Below are 20,277 nucleotides of genomic sequence, written 5' to 3'. Positions count from 1 at the left end.
CCGTCAGATGGGCGTTCCATGACAGACATTCGCAATATCGTCATCCTTACCGGCGCCGGTGTCTCGGCAGAGAGCGGAATCGACACGTTCCGCGATGCGGGCGGGTTGTGGGAACAGCACAAGGTCGAGGATGTGGCCACGCCCGAAGGCTTTGCGCGCGATCCCGACTTGGTGCTGCGCTTTTACGACATGCGGCGCGAGGCGATCCAGACCAAGCAACCCAACGCCGCGCATGACGCGCTGGCACGGCTCGATGCCGAATGGGATGGCGAACTGCTGATCGTCACGCAGAATGTCGACGATCTGCACGAACGCGCCGGGGCCGGCCGGGTGCTGCATATGCACGGTACGCATCTCCAGGCGTGGTGTACGGCCTGCGACAGGCGCCTGCCCTGGACCGGGCCGATGATCGATCGGCCTGCTTGTCCTGCCTGCGGCGCGCGCAGCCTTCGCCCCGATGTCGTCTGGTTCGGAGAAATGCCCTATGGAATGGGGCGCATCCAGGCCGCCTTGCGGCAGGCCGATCTGTTCGTGAGCATCGGCACCAGCGGGGCGGTTTATCCCGCGGCCGGCTTCGTGCAGGATGCCCGCGCCATGCGTGTCCGGACGCTCGAGCTCAATCTCGAAGCCAGCATGGGGTCGCGCTGGTTCCACGAATCGCGCCATGGCCCGGCAACCCGGATCGTGCCGCAATGGGTCGATGAGCTGTTAGCCGGCTGAGCCGCAGCCCGTACAGGCTGGGTCCTTCGCAATGGTAAAACTCCGCATGCCGGGTTTAAGGCCTTCGAGGAGGTGAACGCGCCCCCAGTCGCCTTCGCCAAGCGCGCTGACCCCATCGAGCAGAATGCGTACCGCCTGCATCGCCGCGAAGGTGGCGACCCATCCGGCCATGGCGCCCAGCATCCCATCTTCGGCACAGGTGTCGCAATCTTCCGCATCGAAGGCGTCGCCGACAAAGCAGCGATAGCACGCCTCGCCTGCCAGATGGCCCGCAAAGGCGCCGACCTGCCCCTGAAAACGCCCCACGGCGGCGGAAAGCAGCGGCACACGTTCCGCGACGCAGGCGTCGGAGACGGCGAGACGGGTGGCGAAATTATCGGTCCCGTCGAGCACGAGGTCCGCCCCGACGACCAGGTCGTGCGCATTGTCGGTCGTGATCCGGCGATCGCTGATGCTCACTTCCAGCTCGGGGTCGAACCCCGTTACCCAGCGCTTGGCCACCACAGCCTTGCCGTGTCCGATATCGCGGGTGTTGAAGAGGGTCTGGCGCTGGAGGTTGCTGACATCGACCCGGTCGTCATCGACCAGCGTCAATTTCCCGATTCCCGCGCCAGCCAGATATTGCAGCGCGGGGCTGCCAATCCCGCCGAGCCCGACCAGCACCAAATGCCTGCCCGCCAGCGCGACCTGGCCCGCGCCACCGATCTCGGGCAGCACGATATGGCGCGCGAAACGGTCGAGCCGGGCGTTGTCGAGGGGCGGGGGCAGGGTCATGGCATCTCTTCCGTCCCGGCAGCCTCCGACGCGCGTTCCTGACGGAAACCATGCATGCCGTGCCACCACTGGAGCGCGATTACCGCGCCCTTGGCCGGTTGCAGCGTCACAAGCATGAAGATCACGGCAAGCGGGAGAGTGATCGCGAGGACGGCGGCGGTCGACAGCGCATAATCGCCTGCCAGCAGGATCAGCACCGGCGCGAGCAGATGCCCGGTCACGAAGATCGAAACATAGGCCGGGAAATCGTCCGCTCGCTGGCCCGAAATGTCGAGCGCGCAGGCCGGGCAATTGTCATGCGGCTTGAGCCATTTGCGAAACAGCTTTGCCTCGCCGCAGCGCGGGCACAGGCAGCGCGTCCCGCGCCACAGCGCATCGCCAAAGGAACGGGGTAGCGAAACGTAGGGACGCATCGGAACAGGGGGGTCTTGCACCATGCGCGCTCCTTGACGCCTCGCGCCGCGCCTGTCGACAGCTCTGTTGAGAAACTGTCGATCGGCGGCGGACGATGTGTGGAGCGGTAGGCGCGTGCCGCCGACTTATCCCCTCAGCTTTCGAGCTGTCTCAACAGGCTACGCACATCGCCATCCATATCGGCATCGCGCTGGCGCAGGTCCTCGATCAGGCGCACGGCGTGGATAACGGTGGAATGGTCGCGCCCGCCGAACTTGCGCCCGATCTCGGGATAGCTGCGCGGCGTGAGAACCTTCGAGAGATACATTGCTACCTGGCGCGGGCGGACCACGGCGCGTGCACGGCGTTTGCTGCTCATTTCTGAGCGGTCGATCCGGTAGAACTGGCAGACCGTGCGCTGGATTTCGTCGATCGTAATCCGGCGGCGATTGGCCGACAGGATGTCGGTCAGCTGTTCCTCTGCCAGTTGGAGCGAGACTTCCTGACCCGTCAACTGGGCATAGGCGATCAGCTTGTTGAGCCCGCCCACCAGCTCGCGGATATTGCGCGTGATGGTTCGTGCGAGGAAATCGAGCACGTCGCCGGGCACCTCGAGCGGCGCGAAACGCGTCAGCTTGGAGGTGAGAATTTTCTTCCTGAGTTCGATGTCGGCCGCCTGGATATCGGCGACCAGACCCATCGAGAGACGGCTCAGCAGGCGCGGTTCGACGCCGTCGAGTGCCTGCGGTGCACGGTCTGCCGCGAAGACCAGACGCTTGCCTTCGGCCAGCAGCGCATCGATCGTATAAAGCAGCTCTTCCTGCGCCGAAGCCTTGCCGATGATGAACTGGATGTCGTCGACCAGCAGCAGGTCGAAGCTGCGCAGGCGGGCTTTGAATTCGAGCATCTGGTTGGCTTTGAGCGCCTGGACGAATTCGACCATGAACCGTTCGGCGCTGCAGTAGAAAATGCGGCTGCGCGGATGGGCCTGCAAAAAGCTGTGGCCGATCGCGTGGAGCAGATGCGTCTTGCCCTGGCCGGTCGCGGCCTTGAGATAGAGCGGCGAGAATTGCGGCTTTTCCGTTGCGCCCATGCGCTGTGCCGCGTTGAACGCGAGCACATTTGCCTCGCCGGTGATAAAGGCGGCGAAGGTCAGGCTCGGGTCGAGACCGACCGAGCTGGTAAAACCGGTGTCGCCCAGCGTGTCCGCACCGATTGCCATCATCGACGTGTCGGCCCCGTCATTGGCCGGACGGCGGCCATCGGCATGCAGCCGCAGATCGGCGACCTGGCGGCGGCCCGGATGCACCTGGATACGCACGTCGCGCACTTCGCTGCGGGCAATCTTCCATGCCAGGCTCAGCCGGTCGGCAAAGCGATCCTTGACCCAGTTGGCGCTGAATTCGGTGGGCAGGAACAGGTCGAGCGTGCCCGTGTCCTTGTCGATGCCGCCAACCTGGATCGGCCTGATCCACTGGCTGTGCAATTGGTGGCCAAGATCCTTGCGGAGCCCCTGGCTGATATCGGCCCAATCCGCAGCCAGGTTTACCGCTTCTTGATCTTCCATGAAATCGTCCTGTGACTGCCGGGCGCCATTATTCGATGCCTTACGCATTCTCTTACCATCCCCCGATCGGCGTCTCGCGACGCCTGTTTCGTTCGCCCGATAGCCACAAGGGCAGGCACAGCACGGCCTCGTCCGGAAAAGGCGTTTCCGGAAGTCCCCTTGGCATATTCGGTTTTTAAAGGGCCCGGGCTGTCCCGCCCCGGGCTGAGAACCATTGTGTAGGTCTCACGCCGGATGAGTCGCAAGGGGGATAACTGCAAAAAATCTGAAATATACTTGTTGACTCGTGCCTAAGCCGCAGACCTTCGTTCAACCCTATGGTTTTATTGGGAAAGGTCCGATTTGACGCTACGAATCGCGGGATTTGCGTGGGTTCGATTACTATGCCGTGACAGGTCCGTATCGGAATGAAACCGGAATACGACAAAGGGGCCGCCGGCAACCCGGCGACCCCTTTCGTTTTCGCGTCCGGACGAGCCGGAAAAGCGAATCAGAGCGCGGCGACGCGCTTCGTCAGACGGCTCATCTTCCGGGCCGCGGTGTTCTTGTGCAATACGCCGCGCGCGACACCGCGGGCGAGTTCGGGCTGGGCGGTCTTGAGCGCGGATTGTGCGCCATCCTTGTCGCCCCCTTCGATCGCGACTTCCACCTTCTTGAGGAAGTTGCGGATACGGCTCATGCGGGCACCGTTGATTTCGGCCCGGCGGGCGTTGCGACGGATGCGCTTCTTGGCTTGCGGCGTGTTGGCCATAAAGGTTCTCGGGTCTGTCCTCGTCAGGCCGCACGAGATGCGCGGCGGGTAATATTATACGATGCGTGCGAAAAGGCGGCACGGGCCGCCGGAAAGCGGCGCACTTAGCGCTGCCCCCCCGAATCGTCAAGCAATTCGTCGACCATTTCCGGAACCGTGTGCACTGGCTCCGGTTGGCCCTATATGAGGTGTTCCACAGGAAAGGACAAGGCGTGCGCGACAAGCCCGAATTGAGCGATGCCGAATGGCGTGAGAAGCTGACGCCCGAACAATACCACATCCTGCGCGAGGCAGGGACCGAACGCGCATTCACCGGAAAGTACGACAAGCATTACGATGCCGGCGAATATTACTGCGCAGGCTGTGGCCAGAAGCTGTTCGAAAGCGACGACAAGTATAATAGCGGGTGTGGCTGGCCGGCCTTTACCGAACCCGCCGGGGGAGAGGCCGTGGATGAGCATCGCGACACCTCGCACGGGATGATCCGCACCGAGGTTACCTGTGCCAATTGCGGCGGCCATCTGGGGCATGTGTTTCCGGACGGACCTCGCGATCGCGGTGGCTTGCGCTATTGCATCAATTCCGCAGCGCTCGATTTCGAACCCGGGGATTGATTGGCCGGATTATGCGCTTTGGCCGTTCACGCGGTGTTAGACCTCGCCATGCGAGTTTGTGACACTTATAGGGCCGCGAACAACAAGGGTGCCTGTATAGCCGATGGATAAAAGAGGGAGCCGCCGCAAGAGCGCGGCGCGCACGAAACGCGCTGGACGGGCGTCCGCCGACAAGCCGCACAGCCGCGTCAGGTTCTGGGCGCGCCGCGTGGCGATCTGGGGCGGCGCGCTGGCGTTACTGGCCGCCTTGTTCGTCGGACTCGCCGTGGCCTTCGCGGCACGCTCCATGCCCAGCTACTATCAGCTCAAAGCGACGCAAACCGCGCAGACCATCGTGGTCCGCGCGCGCGATGGCACGGAAATTGTCGAGCTTGGGCCGAGCTTCGGCAAATGGCTTACAGCGGACGAAATTCCGCAGGTCATGAAGGATGCGATGATCTCGGTCGAGGATCGGCGCTATTATTCCCACTTCGGGATCGACTTCTGGCGCACGGGCGGCGCGATCGTGGAGGGCATTACCGGGTCGCGCTCGCGCGTGGGCGGGACATCGACGATTTCCCAGCAGCTCGCCCGCAATGTCTTTCTCAACACCAACCGCACGCTCGATCGCAAGCTGCGCGAGGCCGTTCTGGCCATGGCGCTGGAAGCGAAGTTTTCAAAGGAACAGATCCTCGAGCTCTATCTCAACAAGGTCTATTTCGGCGGCGGAGCTTATGGCATCGACAGCGCCAGCCGGAAGTTCTTCAGCCATCCCGCTACCGAACTGTCGGTTGCCGAAGCGGCGATCATCGCCGGCCTGGTCAAGGCGCCCAGCCGCTATTCCCCGACCGCCGATATCGATGCCGCAGTTGCCCGTGCGAGCGTGGTGCTGCGTCTGATGAAGGAACAGGGGCGTATCGCGCCCGATGTCACGGTCGATCCCTCCGCAGTTAATCTGAAAGAGGAAGCCGGGCAGAATTCGGTCCGCTACTTCACCGATTGGGTGTTGCCGCAGCTCGATCTGCTGCTGCCGGAAACTTTCGAGCCGATCGAGGTGTGGACCACGCTCGATGTCGGAATGCAGCGCGCGGCGACTGCGGCCGTCCAGTCGAACACGCCGGACAGTGCGCAGGGCGCCCTCGTCAGTATGGACCGCGATGGAGCGGTTCTCGCATTGGTCGGCGGCACCGACTATGTCGAAACCAATTACAACCGCGCCACGGATGCGATGCGCCAGCCCGGCTCCGCCTGGAAGCTGTTCGTCTACCTCGCGGCGCTCGAGGCGGGATACACGCCGGACGACCGAGTGATCGATACGCCGGTTAGGATCAACGACTGGAGCCCGCGCAATTCAAGTGGGCGCAATGTTGGCGAAATCGACCTGCGCACCGCCTTCGCTTATTCGATCAATACGGTCGCGGCGCAGCTTGGCAACGAGGTCGGCTTCGGCACGGTCGCCTCTATGGCGCGGCGTTTCGGCATAAGCAGCGAGATCAATACCTATCCGGCAATGGTCCTGGGCACCAACGAAGTTCGCCTGATCGATATGACGCGGGCCTTCGCGGGCGTTTCGGCCAAGGGTAATTCGGTCGAACCCTATGGCATCCTCAAGGTCGAAACGGGCGAGGGGGAATTGCTGTATCAGCACGAGCAGGCGCGCAGCACGCAGCTCGTGCCCGATTATGTCGCGGCCGGAATCACCGATCTGTTGCAGACCGCCGTTGCCACCGGCACGGGACGCGCGGCGCAGATCGGGCGTCCGGTGGCGGGCAAGACCGGCACAACCAGTTCGAACAAGGACGGCTATTTCGTCGGCTTTTCGTCGGGCATCACCACCGGTGTGTGGATGGGCCGAGACGACAATAAGCGGGTAGGCGGGTTGCAGGGCGGTACCGCGCCGGCGCGCGCCTTTGCCGCCTATATGCGCTATGCGGTGAAAGATCGCCCGGTCGAGGAATTCGATACCGACCTGCAACTGCCCGAATGGCAGCTCGAGCCCGACGATGAATACATGCTCGGCGATCCGGAGGATTATTATTTCATCGACGAGCAGGGCAATCTGATCGAACCGGGCACGTCCGACAGCCCGCGCGAAGATCCTTTCGCGGAAGAATTCGATCGCACGCTCGATCCCGATCGCCAGCGTGCCCCCCCGGTCGTCCCCGCACCCCGCCCGCCGCAGCAACCATCACGTGGGGCCGATGGCGCTCCGCAGGCGGTGGGCGACGATTTTCTCGATGAAGCGACCGGCACCCGTTCAGAGCAACGTCAGCCGCCTGCTCCGCGTTCGACCAATTAGGTTGCCGAGCGCGAAAAAAAAGCGGCTCCCCCAACGGTGTGAGAGGGAGCCGCCCTTATTTGTGCGATTGGCCGCCTTAGCGCAGTCTTACCGCAATATACTGTGCCGGACCGCCACGGCGTTGAGCGCGAAGCAAAACCGCCTCGCGCTTGTCACGCTGTGCCTCGCGAATGGTGTTCTCCAGATCCTCGAGACTTGTCACCGGACGATAATTGGCCGTGAGAATGATGTCGCCCCGGCGCAGACCCTTGCGCGCTGCGTCCGAATTCTGGTCCACGCCTGCCACGACCAGGCCCCTTGTATCGGCGCTGACACCGAGCTGGCGCGCGATCTGCGGAGTAAGCGGGAGCGCTTGCAGGCCGAGCTTCTCCTCGATCACTGCATTGTCGCCCGGCTCCATCGTCTCCTCTTCCTCGGCATCGGGATTGAAGAGCTGCTGCTGGCGCAGTTCCTCTTCGCTCGGCCGCTTGCCCACGGTCACATTAACGCGGCGGGTTTCGCCGTCGCGGATCAGTTCGACCGGAATCATGGTGCCGGGACGGATATTGGCGACGAGGAAAGAGAGTGTCTGGTCGGGCGTCACATCCTGGCCATTGATCTTGGTCACGATGTCGCCGGGCCGGATACCGGCCTCTTCGGCAGGCTCCCCGGGCTGAACCGACTGGATGAACTCGCCCCGGTTCCGCGCAATGCCGAGCGAATCGGCGACATCGTCGGTCACCGGCTGGATTTGCACGCCGAGATACCCACGTTCGATTTCGACCCCGTCGCGCAACTGGCTGACGATCGGCGCGGCGATTTCGGCGGGGATGGCGAAACCAATGCCCACGCTGCCGCCCGAAGGCGAGAAGATGGCGTTGTTGATGCCGATGACATTGCCCTGCATGTCGAACAGAGGGCCGCCCGAATTGCCGCGATTGATCGCGGCGTCGGTCTGGATGTAGCGGTCATAGGCGCCGCCCTGGCCGGTGTTGCGATAGACTGCGGAAACGATGCCCGAAGTCACCGTGCCGCCCAGGCCGAAGGGATTGCCGATGGCAACCACCCAATCGCCCGGGCGAGCCTGCGAACTGTCGCCGAATTCGACGAAGGGAAAGGCTTCGCGGCGTGCGATCTTGAGCACGGCGAGGTCGCTCTGCGCGTCGGTGCCGACCAAATCGGCTTCGTATTCGGTGCCATCGGGCATGGTCACGGTGATTTCTTCCACCGTGCCGCGTCCGCTGGGGCTGACGACATGGTTGTTGGTCACGACATAACCGTCCGCCGAGATGATGAATCCCGAACCGAGCGACTGGCCTTCGCGGAATTGCGGTTCCTGCTGCTGGCCACGGCGGCGGTTGAACAGGCCTTCGAACGGCGTGCCCGCGAAGGGGTTGCCGTTATTGGTCGCTACTTCGATCCGCTGGCGGGTCGAAATGTTGACCACTGCCGGCTGCAATTGCGCGGTCAGATCGGCGAAACTTTCGGGAGCGCCGGCTCGCGGCACGACGCGGGCCATCTGGCTATCGTCGTTCTGGGCGACCTGGGCGCCGGCCGGATAGCCGGTCGCGAGCGAGATCGCGGCGCCGCCCACCAGCAGCGCACTCGTCACGGAATATGCATATCGCACGGGCTTCACGTCCTTTTCGTCCTCTTCCTTAGCTTGCCTGGCTTGCAGCCACGGTATGGCTACCGCTCTGCGCGCCCTGCGTTCCGGCGGGCGACTGTCGCACCCGCCGCTGAATGCCGTTTGAACGACGTTTCTATCGCTCGACGAACGGTCAACGCCGCCCGCGGAACTGTCGCAGATATTCATTGTCCGGCGACAGGATGATGCTGCTTTCTGATGGGTTTTCGCCATTGGAAAACGTGGCGTCGTAGCTCTGCATGGCGCGGTAGAAATCATAGAATTCGGCATCCTTGCCGAACGCGTCGGCATAGATACGCGCCGCTTCGGCGTCTGCTTCGGCGCGAATGATACGCGCATCGCGGCTGCCGCCCGCACGGATCGTGCGCGCCTCGCGCTCGCGATCCGATTCCATCCGGCGGAAGGCCGATTGCAGCGGGGCTTCGGGCAAGTCGGTGCGCATGATCTTCACGTCGACCACTTCGGCGCCATATTGGCGTGCCTGCCGATCGAGATTGGCGCGGACATTGGCCAGCGCGCTGCCCCTTTCGGCGGTCAGCATCGACTGGAAGGTGCGGCGGCCGAGTTCCTGACGCAATACCGAGTTGAGGATCGGCTCGAGCGCGTTGCGCACGCCTTCGGTGGTGCCTGCGCGTTCGACCATGCGAACCGGGTCGGTAATGCGGAACCGCGCATAGGCGTTGACCAGCAGACGCTGCTGGTCGGCCGAAAGCACTTCCTCGTCGTTCATCTCGAGATCGAGCAGCCGCTTTTCGATCCGGCGGACCGAATCGATGAAGGGAATGCGCAGGTAGAGACCGGCATCGGTTTCGCCGCCGGGCGTGTTGACCACGCCGACCGGTTCACCCGTCCGGATTATGACGGCCTGTTCCTCTTCGGGAACGACATAGGCGCTCATCATGAAGGCGACCAGTAATACGCCCAGCGCGATTACGGCGGTGCGATAGTTTTGCAAGAAATTGCTCATGTTACTGCCCCTCCGGTGCCGTCACGGTGGTCGTGGGTTGCTGCGCCCGGCGCCGAATTTCCGGCAAGGGGAGATAGGGAGTCACGTTGCCTGTCTCGACGATGGTTTTGTCGGTCTGGCTCAGTACGCGCTCCATGGTCTCGTAATAGAGGCGCTGGCGCGTCACCTGCGGCGCGAGGCGGTACTGCTCGTATACCTTGTCGAAGGCTTCGGCCTCACCTTCCGCCTGTGCGAGCACCTGCTGGGCATAGCCGCGCGCCTGGTTGCGCGCCGCATCGGCGTTCTGCTCGGCCACCTGCACGTCGCGGAAGGCATCGACCACCTGAGCGGGCGGGTCGGCCTTCTCGATTTCGACACCCAGCACGCGAATGCCCGCGCCATAGCTGTCGAGCGTCGCCTGCATGCGTTCGCGCACGTCCTGTTCGATCGCCGCACGGCCCTGGCCCGAGAAAGTCTCGTCGAGTTCGGTCTCGGCCACCGAGGCGCGCATCGCTGCCTCGGCTGCCTCGTTCACGGTCTCGACCGGATCGACCACGCGGAATTTGAAGCCCTCGAGGTCCTTGATGTTCCACCGCACGATATAGGACAGGTCGACCAGGTTCTGGTCGCCGGTCAGAATCAGTTTGGCCTGATTGTTATTGCCGGGGATCCTGACCGACCGGACACCTTCGACGTCCTCGATATCGACTGTCTCGATGGGGAACGGGGCAGTGAAGTTGAGCCCCGGTTCGAGCGGGCGCGTGTAGTTGCCGAGCGTTTTTACGACTCCTTGCTGTTGCGGGCCGACCAGGTGGACGCTCGTTGCCAGCACACCGATGCCGATCACGGCGATGACCGCGATCGGGAACCAGCTCTTGCCGCCGGGGCGCTGGGGAAAGCGGAAATTGGGTCCGCCGGGGCCTCCGCCACCGCTGCGGCGCGGCCCTTCGGGGCCGCGGCTCTTGAAGATATCCTCGATATTCGGCGCCCGGCGCCCGTCATTGCCGCCCGGTGGCAGCCAGGGATTGCGCGGCCCCTTCGGCTTGTCGCCATCCTGTGCACCCGTTGGCTTGTCGCCATCGCCACCCTTGCCGGAATCACCGCCCCAAGGGTTTTTCTTACCTGTCATCGCGAGGGAAATCCTCTGTCCGAACCCGTCCAAAACTCTCATGGTCCTTGTTATAGGTGTGCTTCGCGGGAAAAACAGGGGTTGCAGCGCGCTTTTCGATGCTACAGCAGCCGCCCTCATGAGTTCCACCGATCCAAAAACGCTACTGCCCCCCAGCCTTGCCGCGCGCGTGAGCGCGCTCACCATCAAGAACGGGAGGGCGATAGCCGTCGTGGATGCCGCCGGGTTGGGCACCAAGGATCGCGCCGATATCGAGCGCGCGATTTCCGATACGCTCGGCCAGCGCGAGGACGTTTCCGAAACCCGCGTGGTCCTGACCGCCGAGCGCAAGCAGCGCCGCCTGATCGCTGTCGGCAGCGGCAAGGGCGGGGTCGGCAAATCGACGCTGACCGCCAACCTCGCGGTGGCGCTGGCCCAATTGGGGCACAAGGTCGGGCTGGTCGATGCGGATGTCTACGGCCCATCGCAACCGGTCATCTTTGGCAATCAAGGGCAGAAGCCGGTCGCGCGCGACGAGAAACTCGTTCCGGTCGATAGCGATATCGGTATCCCCGTTCTGTCGATGGGCCATTTGGTCGAACCGGGCCGTGCGCTTGCCTGGCGCGGGCCGATGGCGGGCAATGCCCTGTCGCAACTGATCGATGCGCATTGGGACGATGTCGATACTTTGCTTGTGGATCTTCCGCCGGGCACGGGGGACGTGCAGTTGACCATGCTCCAACGGTTCAAACCCATGGGCGCGGTGCTGGTCTCTACGCCGCAGGACCTGGCATTGATCGATGCCGCGCGGGCGGGCCAATTGTTCGACCAGGCGGATGTGCCGATCATCGGCCTGGTCGAAAACATGGCGGGCTATGCCTGCCCGCATTGCGGCGAAATGTCCGATCCCTTTGGCAAGGGCGGGGTCGAGACGGCGGCACAGCGGCTCGACCTCCCCTTCCTGGGGCGCATCCCGCTCGATCTCGCCATTCGTGAGGGCAGCGATAAAGGAACGCTTCCGGCAGCAGGCGATGATCTGCTGGCCCAGCCCTTCCATGACATCGCCGCCAAGATCCACGCATGGATTGGCGCGCAAAGCTAGACGAACTTCCGGTCACGCGGCGCCGGTTGATCGCGGGCGCTGCAGTGGGCGGCGGGCTGGCGGTCGCCTGGTGGCTGTGGCCGCGCCACTATTCCAGCCCGCTCGCTCCCCGCCCCGACGAACGCGATTTCGGCGGCTGGATGACGATCGGCAGCGATGGTGTGGTGACCGTGGCTGTGCCGCAGCTCGAAATGGGCCAGGGGGTTACTACGTTGCTCGCGCAGGTCGTGGCGGTCGAACTGGGTGCAGACTGGCGTCAGATAGCGGTGGAACCGGTTCCGCCTTCGGGCCTTTACGCCAATGTCCCGCTCGCGGCGAAATGGGCTCCGTTGTGGTCCAACCTACCCAGCCTAGCGGGTGATGCTGACAGCCTGCTGGCGGAAAACTTCGCGCGCGCAAACGCCTTCGCGGCGACGGCACGGGGCTGCTCGCTTATCGCCTATGAACAGCCGATGCGCGAGGCGGCGGCGAGTGCGCGCGCCATGCTGGCCATGGCGGCTGCCGAACGCTGGGAGGTCGATTGGGAGGAATGCGAGGTCGAAGGCGGGCTCGTGCGACATGGCGAGCGACAGCTCGATTTCGGCGCGCTCGTGGCCGAGGCTGCCGAATTCGACCCGCCCCACCCTGCGCCCTTGCGAGTTCAGCCTGCGAGCGAGGACCCCTCTCCGGCAGAGGCCGAGCTCGATCCCGTCTTCCCGCGCCTCGACCTGCCCGCCAAGGTCGATGGCAGTTTCCTTTTCGCGGGCGACATTCGCCTGCCGGGGCTCGTCTATGCCTCCATCCGGCACGGCCCGCTGGGCAAGCCGGACCTGTCCGCCTTCGAGGCGGGAGCTGTCGAGGGTCTCAGGGGCCTGGTCGGCGTGGTCAAGTCGAAACGCTACCTCGCCGCGGTGGCGGAAAGCTGGTGGATCGCCGAACAGGCGCTGAAGAAAATGCGCCCGGTGTTTGCCGGGCCACCCGCCGTCGAGAGCGCCGCCGCGCTGGAGGCGCTGGAGGCCGCGCATGACGAGGTCGATCCCGAGCGCATACGGGAAGTCGGCAGCCCCGACGATCTTCTCGTTCGGCCCGATTATACGCAAAGCTATTCGGTGGCACCGGCCGTTCACGCGACGATAGAGACCGCAAGCGCGACCGCGCGGTTCGATGGCGATACGCTGGAATTATGGATCGCCGCGCAGGCGCCCGAGCTCACGCGCCGGGCGGCCGCCAGGGCGATCGGCATTTCGCCGCAGGATGTGGTCCTCTATCCCACAGCCGCCGGGGGAAGCTTCGATGCACGGCTCGAACGTCGTCATGCGATCGAGGTGGCGCAGATCGCGAAGCAGATCGGTCGCCCCGTCAATCTGACCTGGCCGCGAGTGCAGGAATTGCAGTCGGTGCCTGTGCGCACGCCGGTAAGCGCGCGCCTCGAAGCCGCATTCCTCCCCGCATCCGGCGGACGGATTGCGGCCTGGCGCTCGCGTCTGGCGATGCCTGCGACCGTCCGTGAATTCGGGCGGCGGCTGTTCGACAACAAGACCCCGCAGGCGGCCATGGAGCACGCGGCGGGGGAGGCCGATGCGCTCGCCTGCGAAGGCGCCGTGCCGCCCTACAGAATAGACCATGTGGCAGTCGATCACCTGCCCGTAACCCTGCCGTTTCCGACCGGGCAAATGCGGGGGAATGCGCAGGCCTACAACGCCTTTTTCTCGGAAAGTTTCGTCGACGAGCTGGCCGAACGCGCCGGGCGCGACCCTTTCCTCTACCGCATGGAAATGCTGTCCGGTCTGCCGCGCATGGCCGACACGCTGCGCCGCGCGACGCGGCTTGCCGGATGGGATGGTGGACGCCGCGGCACGGGGCAGGGGCTGGCGCTGGCCCGCTTCGGATCGCCGGAAAGCGGCGGCTGCGTCGCTTGCGTTGCGCAGGCGGCGTTGGGTGAAGGCGGCCTGCGCGTCAGGCGTCTGCATGCAGCGGTCGATATCGGGCGCGTGGTCAATCACGATATCGCGCGCCAGCAGATCGAAGGCGGCCTGATTTTCGGACTCTCGCTCGCAACCGGAGCGAGCGTGTCCTATGAAGACGGTAAGCCGGTGCCCGCGCGCCTTGGCGGGCTCGCCCTGCCGACCTTGGCCGACAGTCCCGAAATCGTCGTGGAATTGCTGGCCAGCGATGCGCCGGCCTTCGATCCGGGCGAACTCGGCGTGGCCGTGGCGCCTCCTGCGATTGCGAATGCGCTTTACTCCGCGACCGGAGTGCGCTTTCGCCGCCTGCCATTGCTATCGGAGGGCCTATGACCTGGCAGACGCAGAAACTTCCCCTCGATCATCCCCCGGTGAAATCGGGCAGGGTCGGGGTGTTGATCGTCAATCTTGGCACGCCCGACGCGCCCGAAGCCGGGCCGGTGAAGCGCTATCTGGCGGAATTCCTGTCGGACCGCCGCGTGGTCGAAATCCCGCCGATCGCCTGGCAGCCGATCCTGCGCGGGATCATCCTCAACACCCGCCCGAAAAAGAGCGCCCATGCCTATCGCCAGGTCTGGACCGAAGAGGGATCGCCCCTTGCGGTCATCACCCGCAGGCAGGCCGATGCGATGCAGCTGCGACTCGGCGAGCAGGTGACGGTCGACTGGGCAATGCGCTATGGTACGCCGTCGATCCCGGACCGTTTGCAGGCGCTGATGGATGCCGGGTGCGAGCGCATCCTGCTAGCCCCGCTCTATCCGCAATATAGCGGAGCGACGACGGCGACGGTGGTCGACAAGGCGGCCGACAAGCTCAAGGCCATGCGCTGGCAGGCCAGCCTGCGTACCTTGCCGCCCTATCATGACGATCCGGCCTATATCGATGCGCTGGCGAGCGATCTGTCGCGTCAGTTAGGTGCCTTGGAGTTCGAGCCCGAAGTGCTTCTGCTGAGTTTTCACGGGATGCCGCAGCGCACGCTCGATCTGGGCGATCCGTATCACTGCCACTGCCAGAAGACCTCGCGATTGCTGCAGGAGAAACTGGCCCGCCCGGGCCTGCGCTTCCGCACCACGTTCCAGTCGCGCTTCGGGCGAGCCAAATGGCTCGAACCGGCAACCGATGTGGTGCTCGAGGAAGAGGCGAAAGCGGGCACGAAGCGTCTGGCCATCGCGGCGCCGGGTTTTTCCGCGGATTGCCTCGAAACGCTGGAGGAACTCGCTATCCAGGGGCGCGAACAGTTCACCGAAGCGGGCGGGGATCATTTCGCCGCGCTGTCCTGCCTCAACACCTCCGATGCGGGGCTCACCATGCTCGAAACCTTGCTCCGGCGCGAATTGTCGGGGTGGATTAACGCCTAGAAATTACTTACACTGCGGTAAGTTGTCAGGAGCTACCTATGGCCACGCTTGCCTCGCACCAACCCGCCGACCTTGCGCCAACGCACTGGACCGAAGGCAATCCCAGCGACGACGAGCTCGCCCACATTCCGGGAGAGGCGGGCTGGCCGATCATCGGCAACACTTTCCGGATGCTCGCCGATCCGCACGGCATGGCCAAGTCGATGGTCGAGAAATACGGCAGAGTGTACAAGAACAAGGCGTTCGGCGGATGGAACATCGCGTTGATCGGCGCGGATGCCAATGAACTTGTCCTGTTCGACCGGGACAAGCTGTTTTCATCCGAGCAGGGCTGGGGGCCCATCCTCGACAAGCTGTTTCCGCGCGGGTTGATGCTGATGGATTTCGACCATCACCGGGCCGATCGCCGGGCGCTGTCGATTGCATTCAAGCCGGGGCCGATGCGGCATTATTCGGGCGCGCTCAACCGGGGAATCGCCAAGCGCGTGACGGAATGGGGTGCCAATGGCTCCAGAGGCGGGATGCGGTTCTACCCGGCGATCAAGGAACTCACGCTCGATCTCGCGGCGGACAGTTTCATCGGCATCCCCTGGGGCGCCGAGGCAGACCGGATCAATCGTGCCTTCATCGATATGGTTCAGGCCAGCGTGGCCCCCGTGCGCAGGCCGTTGCCCTTCACCCAGATGAAGAAGGGCGTCGACGGGCGCGCCTTTCTGGTCGACTATTTCACCAAGGAAACGCATCGCCGCCGCGCCGAAGGCGGCGGGCAGGACATGTTCAGCCAGTTTGCCACGGCCGAGTACGAGGATGGCAGCCTGATGCCGGTCGACGAGGTTGTCGACCATATGAACTTCCTCATGATGGCCGCGCATGACACGATCACCTCCAGCGCGACCTCGCTGCTGTGGCTGCTTGCCAAGCATCCCGAATGGCAGGACAAGTTGCGGGCAGAGGTCGAGAGCGTAACCGGGGGCGTCGATGCCGATGGCCGTGTGCGCGATCTGGCTTACGAGGATCTCGGTAAGCTCGAGCTTACCGAAATGGCGTTTAAGGAAGCGCTGCGCTTCATTCCGCCTGTGCCCTCCATGCCGCGCCGCGCGCTGCGCGATTTCGAATATGGCGGTTACAGGATTCCTGCGGGCACTCCGGTCGGCATCAACATCCACTGGACGCATCACAGCGAGGATTACTGGGACGAACCGGAAAAGTTCGATCCGATGCGCTTCACGCCCGAAAAGGTGAAGGCGCGCCACAAATACGCCTGGGTTCCCTTCGGCGGCGGCGCCCATATGTGTCTGGGCCTCCACTTCGCCTACATGCAGGTGAAAATCCTGATGGCGCAGCTCCTGCCGCGTTACCGTGTGGAGCTCGTCGGCGGCGACCCGGAATGGCAGGCCTGGCCGATTCCCAAGCCGAAGGACGGGCTGAAAATCGCATTGCGGGCGCTGTGAATCCCCGCGAAGGCGGGGGTCGCTGTCGGGTAGGTCCCCGCTTTCGGCCTGAGACCCCCGCCTTGGCGGGGGATCATCTCTAGAAGTCTATCGCGATACCGTCCTTCACCCAGTCGCCATAGCGGGTTGGGCTCATCTCCTCCTCGTCCTCGCTCTTCTTCGGTTGGGGCGGGGGATCGTTGGTCCAATGGGCGGGTTTCTCGAACCCGTCGGGCCGTTTCGTTGCGCGCTCGGTCATATCTGCAAGATGATGGCGCTGGCGGCTTTGCGCAAGTGCGCGTAAGGCGCACCGCCCATGGCCCAACCCCAAGGTATTCACGCCCGCCGCGCGGCGCTCCGTCTGCTCGATGCGGTCCTGCGCCGTGGCGAGACGCTCGATATTGCCTTTGGTGGCGCGACCAAGGATGTGCGCAAGTTCGAGGACAAGGCGCTTGCCCGCGCCATCGCCAGCGAAGTGCTGCGCTGGATGGTCGATATCGATGCGCTGATCGATTCCGCGACGAAAAAGCCGCTGCCGCACGATGCCAAGGCCCGCATGGTGCTGCGCATGATGCTGGCCCAGTGGTTGCGGCTGGGCACCCCGCCGCATGCGGTGGTGGCGACCGGGCTTGACCTCTTGGCTGGCGGCCCGCGTCGCCTGGCGCATGGTGTTTTTTCGACGCTAACGAGGAATGCGGCGTCGCTGCCCGATGTGCCGACTCTGCCCGAAGAGGCCGCCCTGCGTTGGGGCGAGCGAGCCCAAGCCATCGCCGCCGGTCTCGCGGACCCGCCGCCGCTCGATCTCACGCTGCGCGATCCGGCCGAAACCGAGCACTGGAAGGTCCAGCTTTCCGCCGACAGCCTGATGCCCGGCCATCTGCGCTTGCCGCGGGGCGAGAATGTCGAGAATCTGCCCGGTTTCGCGGAAGGGGCATGGTGGGTCCAGGACCTTGCCGCTTCCCTGCCGGCGCGCTTGCTTGGGCAGGGTGAGGGGCGCCACGTGCTCGATCTGTGCGCGGCACCGGGCGGCAAAACGCTGCAACTGGCGGCACGGGGATGGCATGTCACCGCGCTCGATATCTCCAAGCGTCGGCTCGATCTGCTCAAGGCCAATCTCAAGCGAACGGGCCTGAAGGCCGGCACCGTGCGCGCCGACGCCCTGAAGTGGGAGCCGAAGCACCATTTCGACGCCATTCTTCTGGACGCGCCCTGTACCGCCACAGGCACCGCGCGCAGACACCCCGATGTGTTGCATCGCATCGGTCAGCGGCAGATCGAGGAGATGGCGGAACTGCAGGCCGCTCTGCTGGAACGCGCGCAGGGCTGGCTCAAGCCCGGCGCTACGCTGGTCTACGCGACCTGCTCGCTGGAGCGCGAGGAGGGGGAAGAGCGGGCGCGAGAGGTGCGACTGACACCATCGCCGATCGCCTCGGACGAGCTACCCGAAGGCCTGGCGCCTACCGCCGAAGGCTGGCTGCGCACCGATCCGGGCCTGCTTGCCGAGGACGGCGGCCTCGACGGCTTCTTCGTCGCGCGCTGGGCTAAGGCCTTGGGCTGACCACCCGAGTCCGGGCTCGCAACCAGCTCGCCGAAGTTCGCGGGTGCGTTAGCGTGCGAGCTCTCGTTCGGTTTGTCGAGCAGCCCTGAGACCCGAAAGATGCGCACCGTAGACAGTGGTAGCAAAGGGCCCTGGCGCTGCGTCGCCCGCGAAATGGACACGGCCTTGCAGTGGCTGTGCAAATTTGCGGCGAGCATTCCCGGCGCCTGGTCTGACCGCGCTGAAGCTGCCGAGGGAAAGGGGGTCGGCCGCCCAGTCGTATGATATTACGGCTCCCAGGCGCCCCGCCGCGTTCTTTCCCAACGTCTGCGTTATTCGCTCGATTGCGTAAGCGCGGCGCCCCGCAATATCCTGCCGCGCGAGCTCTGAAGCCAGATCTCCCGATGCGATCAAGGTCAGGACCGGGTCGAACTGATCCGCGACGAGCATTTCGAGATTCCCGGACGCCAGTCTGCAGATGTCGGCATGATATTCTGGAAGCCGGTTCCCCATTCCTTCGAAACGAAAGCCGACCTTGAGGAATTGCCCGACTGTGAACTTGCCCAAAGCCTCAGCTTTGGCTTGGGGCAGGTCGGGGCTAAACCTGATCCCGCCGGACGCAAGAACCGTCGGCGGTACGGCGATGATGACATGTCTGGCGGTCGCGCTGCCCCATTGACCAGATACGGCGATCCGATTCCCATGGTGCCAGTCGACCAATGCCACCCGATGATCCAGGCGTACGGGCACGCTTTTGAAGACTGCCGCGACGAGGGCGCCATAACCCCCTGACACAGTCCGCTCCTCGCCGTCTTCCAACGACAGGAAATCCTCAAACGAGATTCGATCGGGTTGGGCGCCAAGCGAGAAGGCGGCGATTCCGATCATTGCATCGCGCCACTCGTCGCCCGACAGAAAAGGTGCAAGCGAGCTGTCTCCGGGGAGAATGGAAGGAATGAACATTCGGCGTTCAAGATCGCTCGTTGCCTTGTTCATCCGCAATGTGGCGTTCTCGTCCGAGAGCACCTTTCCGGCACAGTAGAGCTGGCGGTCGGAGGTGTCCGCAACCTTCAGCGCGAGCCCTCTGTCTTTGGCGAGTTGCGTGAAGCTGTTGTGCTCGGCGTTATGAAGCCAGTGTGCCCCTTGGTCGAACGGGACACCGAGGCTGTTCGCGTCGGTCCAGGCACGTCCCCCTATACGGTTTCGAGCCTCGAGAACGAGAATTCTCCGACCTTTGGTTGTGAGAGCATGGGCCGCACTGAGGCCTGCGACTCCGGCGCCGACGATGATCGCGTCGAAATCGGTCGGAACTGGTAAGCGTACACAGGCAGGGGCGGCCAACAGGCTCGCGATCCCGGCAACTACCTTCCGACGGGGAAGCACAAGGCGATCTCCAGAAAACTGACAATATTATCACTTTTTATATGACAATATTGTCGCCTTTTCAATTGCCAGATCATATTGGCGCAAGATAGACCACCAGCATGGCGGGCACCGAAGTCATCAAGCCGAAGCAAGAGCGCTCGCGGATGCGCGTCACCGCCCTGCTCGATGCCGCGGAGGAATTGGTTGAAGAGCTTGGTGTCGAGGGCTTTGCAATGTCGGAGGTGGCACGGCGCGCAGGGGCCGCCCACGGATCACTCTACCGCTACTTCGCTTCGCGTGAAGCCCTCCTCGCAGCCCTGCATGAGAGGCAGCTTTCGCAGCTAGAGGCTGCTGTCGTCCAAGCAAGTCAGAAGCTTGGTCTCAAGCAAGCCGCGCCAACTCCAGCGGAGTTTCTCGATGTCTTTCTCGATCCACTACGCGACTTCCTTGCTCGCAACCGGTCCTACCGCCTGCTCAGAGTCGGCATGCCGGGTGCATGGCAGGCGGCTTCTTCGGAAGCGGAATTGGATGCCCGTGTAGTCGATGAACTTGCACGGGCACTGAGGAAACTAGTCCCAGGGCTAGAAGAGAGCAGGCGCGTTCTTGCAGCCACGCTCCTACTGTCACTAACCGATTCCACTATCATCATCGAACACAGGCCTGAAGTTCAGCGCGAGGGCCGCCGTGTTCTGGAATTATACCTCGAGGACCTCGTCTCTAATGTCAGCTGTGAACCATCGCGAACCGGTGGCACGACAAGCTGA

Annotated in this window: 18 protein-coding genes and 1 pseudogene; 9 read left to right on the top strand and 10 right to left on the bottom strand. The window is 63.9% G+C overall.

The features are described from left to right. Nucleotides 1-18 precede the first annotated feature (18 nt). Nucleotides 19-720 (top strand): NAD-dependent deacylase, encoded by a 702-nt coding sequence (locus L5849_RS12305; RefSeq protein ID WP_236925819.1) that lies wholly within the window; start codon nt 19-21, stop codon nt 718-720. Here the strand turns inward: L5849_RS12305 and L5849_RS12300 are convergent. From L5849_RS12300 to rpsT, 4 genes are all read right to left on the bottom strand, one after another. Next, nucleotides 709-1,494, bottom strand: a complete 786-nt coding sequence (locus tag L5849_RS12300; RefSeq protein WP_236925818.1) for a HesA/MoeB/ThiF family protein — start codon at nt 1,492-1,494, stop codon at nt 709-711. The two genes, L5849_RS12305 and L5849_RS12300, sit on opposite strands and share 12 nt — an antisense overlap. After that, a complete protein-coding gene (locus L5849_RS12295) occupies nt 1,491-1,931 on the bottom strand; it encodes a DUF983 domain-containing protein (RefSeq protein WP_236925817.1) in 441 nt (146 codons plus the stop codon). Before L5849_RS12295 ends, L5849_RS12300 begins: the two co-directional genes overlap by 4 nt. A 110-nt stretch (nt 1,932-2,041) precedes the next feature. Next, nucleotides 2,042-3,502 carry a chromosomal replication initiator protein DnaA gene (dnaA, locus tag L5849_RS12290; RefSeq protein WP_115415119.1) on the bottom strand — a complete coding sequence of 487 codons (1,461 nt, stop codon included), beginning with the start codon at nt 3,500-3,502 and terminating at the stop codon, nt 2,042-2,044. A gap of 442 nt (nt 3,503-3,944) precedes the next feature. Further along, a complete protein-coding gene (gene rpsT / locus L5849_RS12285) occupies nt 3,945-4,205 on the bottom strand; it encodes a 30S ribosomal protein S20 (RefSeq protein ID WP_115417690.1) in 261 nt (86 codons plus the stop codon). 212 nt (nt 4,206-4,417) lie between these two features. On the opposite strand from rpsT, the gene msrB reads away from it, so the two are divergent. Both msrB and L5849_RS12275 read left to right on the top strand, forming a co-directional pair. Beyond that, entirely contained in the window at nt 4,418-4,819 is a 402-nt protein-coding gene (msrB, locus tag L5849_RS12280; protein WP_115417689.1) for a peptide-methionine (R)-S-oxide reductase MsrB, read from the top strand. Nucleotides 4,820-4,922: 103 nt separating this feature from the next. Continuing rightward, nucleotides 4,923-7,097: a transglycosylase domain-containing protein gene (locus L5849_RS12275; protein ID WP_236925816.1), complete on the top strand. Its 2,175-nt coding sequence runs from the start codon at nt 4,923-4,925 to the stop codon at nt 7,095-7,097. A gap of 76 nt (nt 7,098-7,173) precedes the next feature. On the opposite strand, the gene L5849_RS12270 is transcribed toward L5849_RS12275, so the two are convergent. The 3 genes from L5849_RS12270 to hflK form a co-directional block, all read right to left on the bottom strand. Next, nucleotides 7,174-8,706: a Do family serine endopeptidase gene (locus L5849_RS12270; protein WP_236925815.1), complete on the bottom strand. Its 1,533-nt coding sequence runs from the start codon at nt 8,704-8,706 to the stop codon at nt 7,174-7,176. Nucleotides 8,707-8,857: 151 nt separating this feature from the next. Further along, on the bottom strand, nt 8,858-9,691 hold the full coding sequence (hflC, locus tag L5849_RS12265) for a protease modulator HflC (protein WP_236925814.1): 834 nt from the start codon (nt 9,689-9,691) through the stop codon (nt 8,858-8,860). A gap of 1 nt (nt 9,692) precedes the next feature. Then, nucleotides 9,693-10,799, bottom strand: a complete 1,107-nt coding sequence (gene hflK, locus L5849_RS12260) for a protease modulator HflK (RefSeq protein ID WP_236925813.1) — start codon at nt 10,797-10,799, stop codon at nt 9,693-9,695. Nucleotides 10,800-10,917: 118 nt separating this feature from the next. Here hflK and L5849_RS12255 point away from each other — a divergent pair, with 118 nt between their 5' ends. From L5849_RS12255 to L5849_RS12240, 4 genes are read left to right on the top strand one after another with little or no spacing between them, the layout of a single operon-like run. Continuing rightward, entirely contained in the window at nt 10,918-11,880 is a 963-nt protein-coding gene (locus L5849_RS12255) for an Mrp/NBP35 family ATP-binding protein (RefSeq protein WP_236925812.1), read from the top strand. Next, complete coding sequence (locus L5849_RS12250) at nt 11,859-14,156, top strand: xanthine dehydrogenase family protein molybdopterin-binding subunit (protein WP_236925811.1); 2,298 nt, start codon at nt 11,859-11,861, stop codon at nt 14,154-14,156. The genes L5849_RS12255 and L5849_RS12250 overlap by 22 nt, the downstream gene beginning before the upstream one ends. Further along, nucleotides 14,153-15,181: a ferrochelatase gene (gene hemH, locus L5849_RS12245; RefSeq protein WP_236925810.1), complete on the top strand. Its 1,029-nt coding sequence runs from the start codon at nt 14,153-14,155 to the stop codon at nt 15,179-15,181. The genes L5849_RS12250 and hemH overlap by 4 nt, the downstream gene beginning before the upstream one ends. A gap of 38 nt (nt 15,182-15,219) precedes the next feature. After that, complete coding sequence (locus L5849_RS12240; RefSeq protein WP_236925809.1) at nt 15,220-16,632, top strand: cytochrome P450; 1,413 nt, start codon at nt 15,220-15,222, stop codon at nt 16,630-16,632. 79 nt (nt 16,633-16,711) lie between these two features. Here L5849_RS12240 and L5849_RS12235 read toward each other — a convergent pair whose 3' ends face one another. Continuing rightward, entirely contained in the window at nt 16,712-16,870 is a 159-nt protein-coding gene (locus L5849_RS12235; protein WP_236925808.1) for a DUF1674 domain-containing protein, read from the bottom strand. 57 nt (nt 16,871-16,927) lie between these two features. On the opposite strand from L5849_RS12235, the gene L5849_RS12230 reads away from it, so the two are divergent. Then, nucleotides 16,928-18,169 carry an RsmB/NOP family class I SAM-dependent RNA methyltransferase gene (locus tag L5849_RS12230; protein WP_236925807.1) on the top strand — a complete coding sequence of 414 codons (1,242 nt, stop codon included), beginning with the start codon at nt 16,928-16,930 and terminating at the stop codon, nt 18,167-18,169. A 48-nt stretch (nt 18,170-18,217) separates the two neighbouring features. On the opposite strand, the gene L5849_RS12225 is transcribed toward L5849_RS12230, so the two are convergent. Both L5849_RS12225 and L5849_RS16165 read right to left on the bottom strand, forming a co-directional pair. Continuing rightward, nucleotides 18,218-19,036 (bottom strand): FAD-dependent oxidoreductase, encoded by an 819-nt coding sequence (locus L5849_RS12225; protein ID WP_236925806.1) that lies wholly within the window; start codon nt 19,034-19,036, stop codon nt 18,218-18,220. A gap of 144 nt (nt 19,037-19,180) precedes the next feature. Then, a pseudogene (locus L5849_RS16165) lies at nt 19,181-19,531 on the bottom strand (FAD-dependent oxidoreductase); the annotation flags it as partial. 101 nt (nt 19,532-19,632) lie between these two features. On the opposite strand from L5849_RS16165, the gene L5849_RS12220 reads away from it, so the two are divergent. Next, nucleotides 19,633-20,277 (top strand): TetR/AcrR family transcriptional regulator, encoded by a 645-nt coding sequence (locus L5849_RS12220; RefSeq protein WP_236925805.1) that lies wholly within the window; start codon nt 19,633-19,635, stop codon nt 20,275-20,277.

Source organism: Erythrobacter sp. SN021 (assembly GCF_021864455.1).
Note: the sequence above shows the minus strand (reverse complement) of the source record. Positions and strands in the feature narration are given on the sequence as shown.

Bases quoted from the DNA above. Each gene is read 5' to 3' on its own strand.
- L5849_RS12305 (WP_236925819.1), top strand. From the start codon at position 19: ATGACAGACATTCGCAATATCGTCATCCTTACCGGCGCCGGTGTCTCG.
- L5849_RS12300 (WP_236925818.1), bottom strand. From the start codon at position 1,494: ATGACCCTGCCCCCGCCCCTCGACAACGCCCGGCTCGACCGTTTCGCG.
- L5849_RS12295 (WP_236925817.1), bottom strand. From the start codon at position 1,931: ATGGTGCAAGACCCCCCTGTTCCGATGCGTCCCTACGTTTCGCTACCC.
- dnaA (WP_115415119.1), bottom strand. From the start codon at position 3,502: ATGCGTAAGGCATCGAATAATGGCGCCCGGCAGTCACAGGACGATTTC.
- rpsT (WP_115417690.1), bottom strand. From the start codon at position 4,205: ATGGCCAACACGCCGCAAGCCAAGAAGCGCATCCGTCGCAACGCCCGC.
- L5849_RS12275 (WP_236925816.1), top strand. From the start codon at position 4,923: ATGGATAAAAGAGGGAGCCGCCGCAAGAGCGCGGCGCGCACGAAACGC.
- hflC (WP_236925814.1), bottom strand. From the start codon at position 9,691: ATGAGCAATTTCTTGCAAAACTATCGCACCGCCGTAATCGCGCTGGGC.
- hflK (WP_236925813.1), bottom strand. From the start codon at position 10,799: ATGACAGGTAAGAAAAACCCTTGGGGCGGTGATTCCGGCAAGGGTGGC.
- L5849_RS12255 (WP_236925812.1), top strand. From the start codon at position 10,918: ATGAGTTCCACCGATCCAAAAACGCTACTGCCCCCCAGCCTTGCCGCG.
- L5849_RS12250 (WP_236925811.1), top strand. From the start codon at position 11,859: ATGGATTGGCGCGCAAAGCTAGACGAACTTCCGGTCACGCGGCGCCGG.
- hemH (WP_236925810.1), top strand. From the start codon at position 14,153: ATGACCTGGCAGACGCAGAAACTTCCCCTCGATCATCCCCCGGTGAAA.
- L5849_RS12240 (WP_236925809.1), top strand. From the start codon at position 15,220: ATGGCCACGCTTGCCTCGCACCAACCCGCCGACCTTGCGCCAACGCAC.
- L5849_RS12235 (WP_236925808.1), bottom strand. From the start codon at position 16,870: ATGACCGAGCGCGCAACGAAACGGCCCGACGGGTTCGAGAAACCCGCC.
- L5849_RS12230 (WP_236925807.1), top strand. From the start codon at position 16,928: ATGGCCCAACCCCAAGGTATTCACGCCCGCCGCGCGGCGCTCCGTCTG.
- L5849_RS12225 (WP_236925806.1), bottom strand. From the start codon at position 19,036: ATGATCGGAATCGCCGCCTTCTCGCTTGGCGCCCAACCCGATCGAATC.
- L5849_RS12220 (WP_236925805.1), top strand. From the start codon at position 19,633: ATGGCGGGCACCGAAGTCATCAAGCCGAAGCAAGAGCGCTCGCGGATG.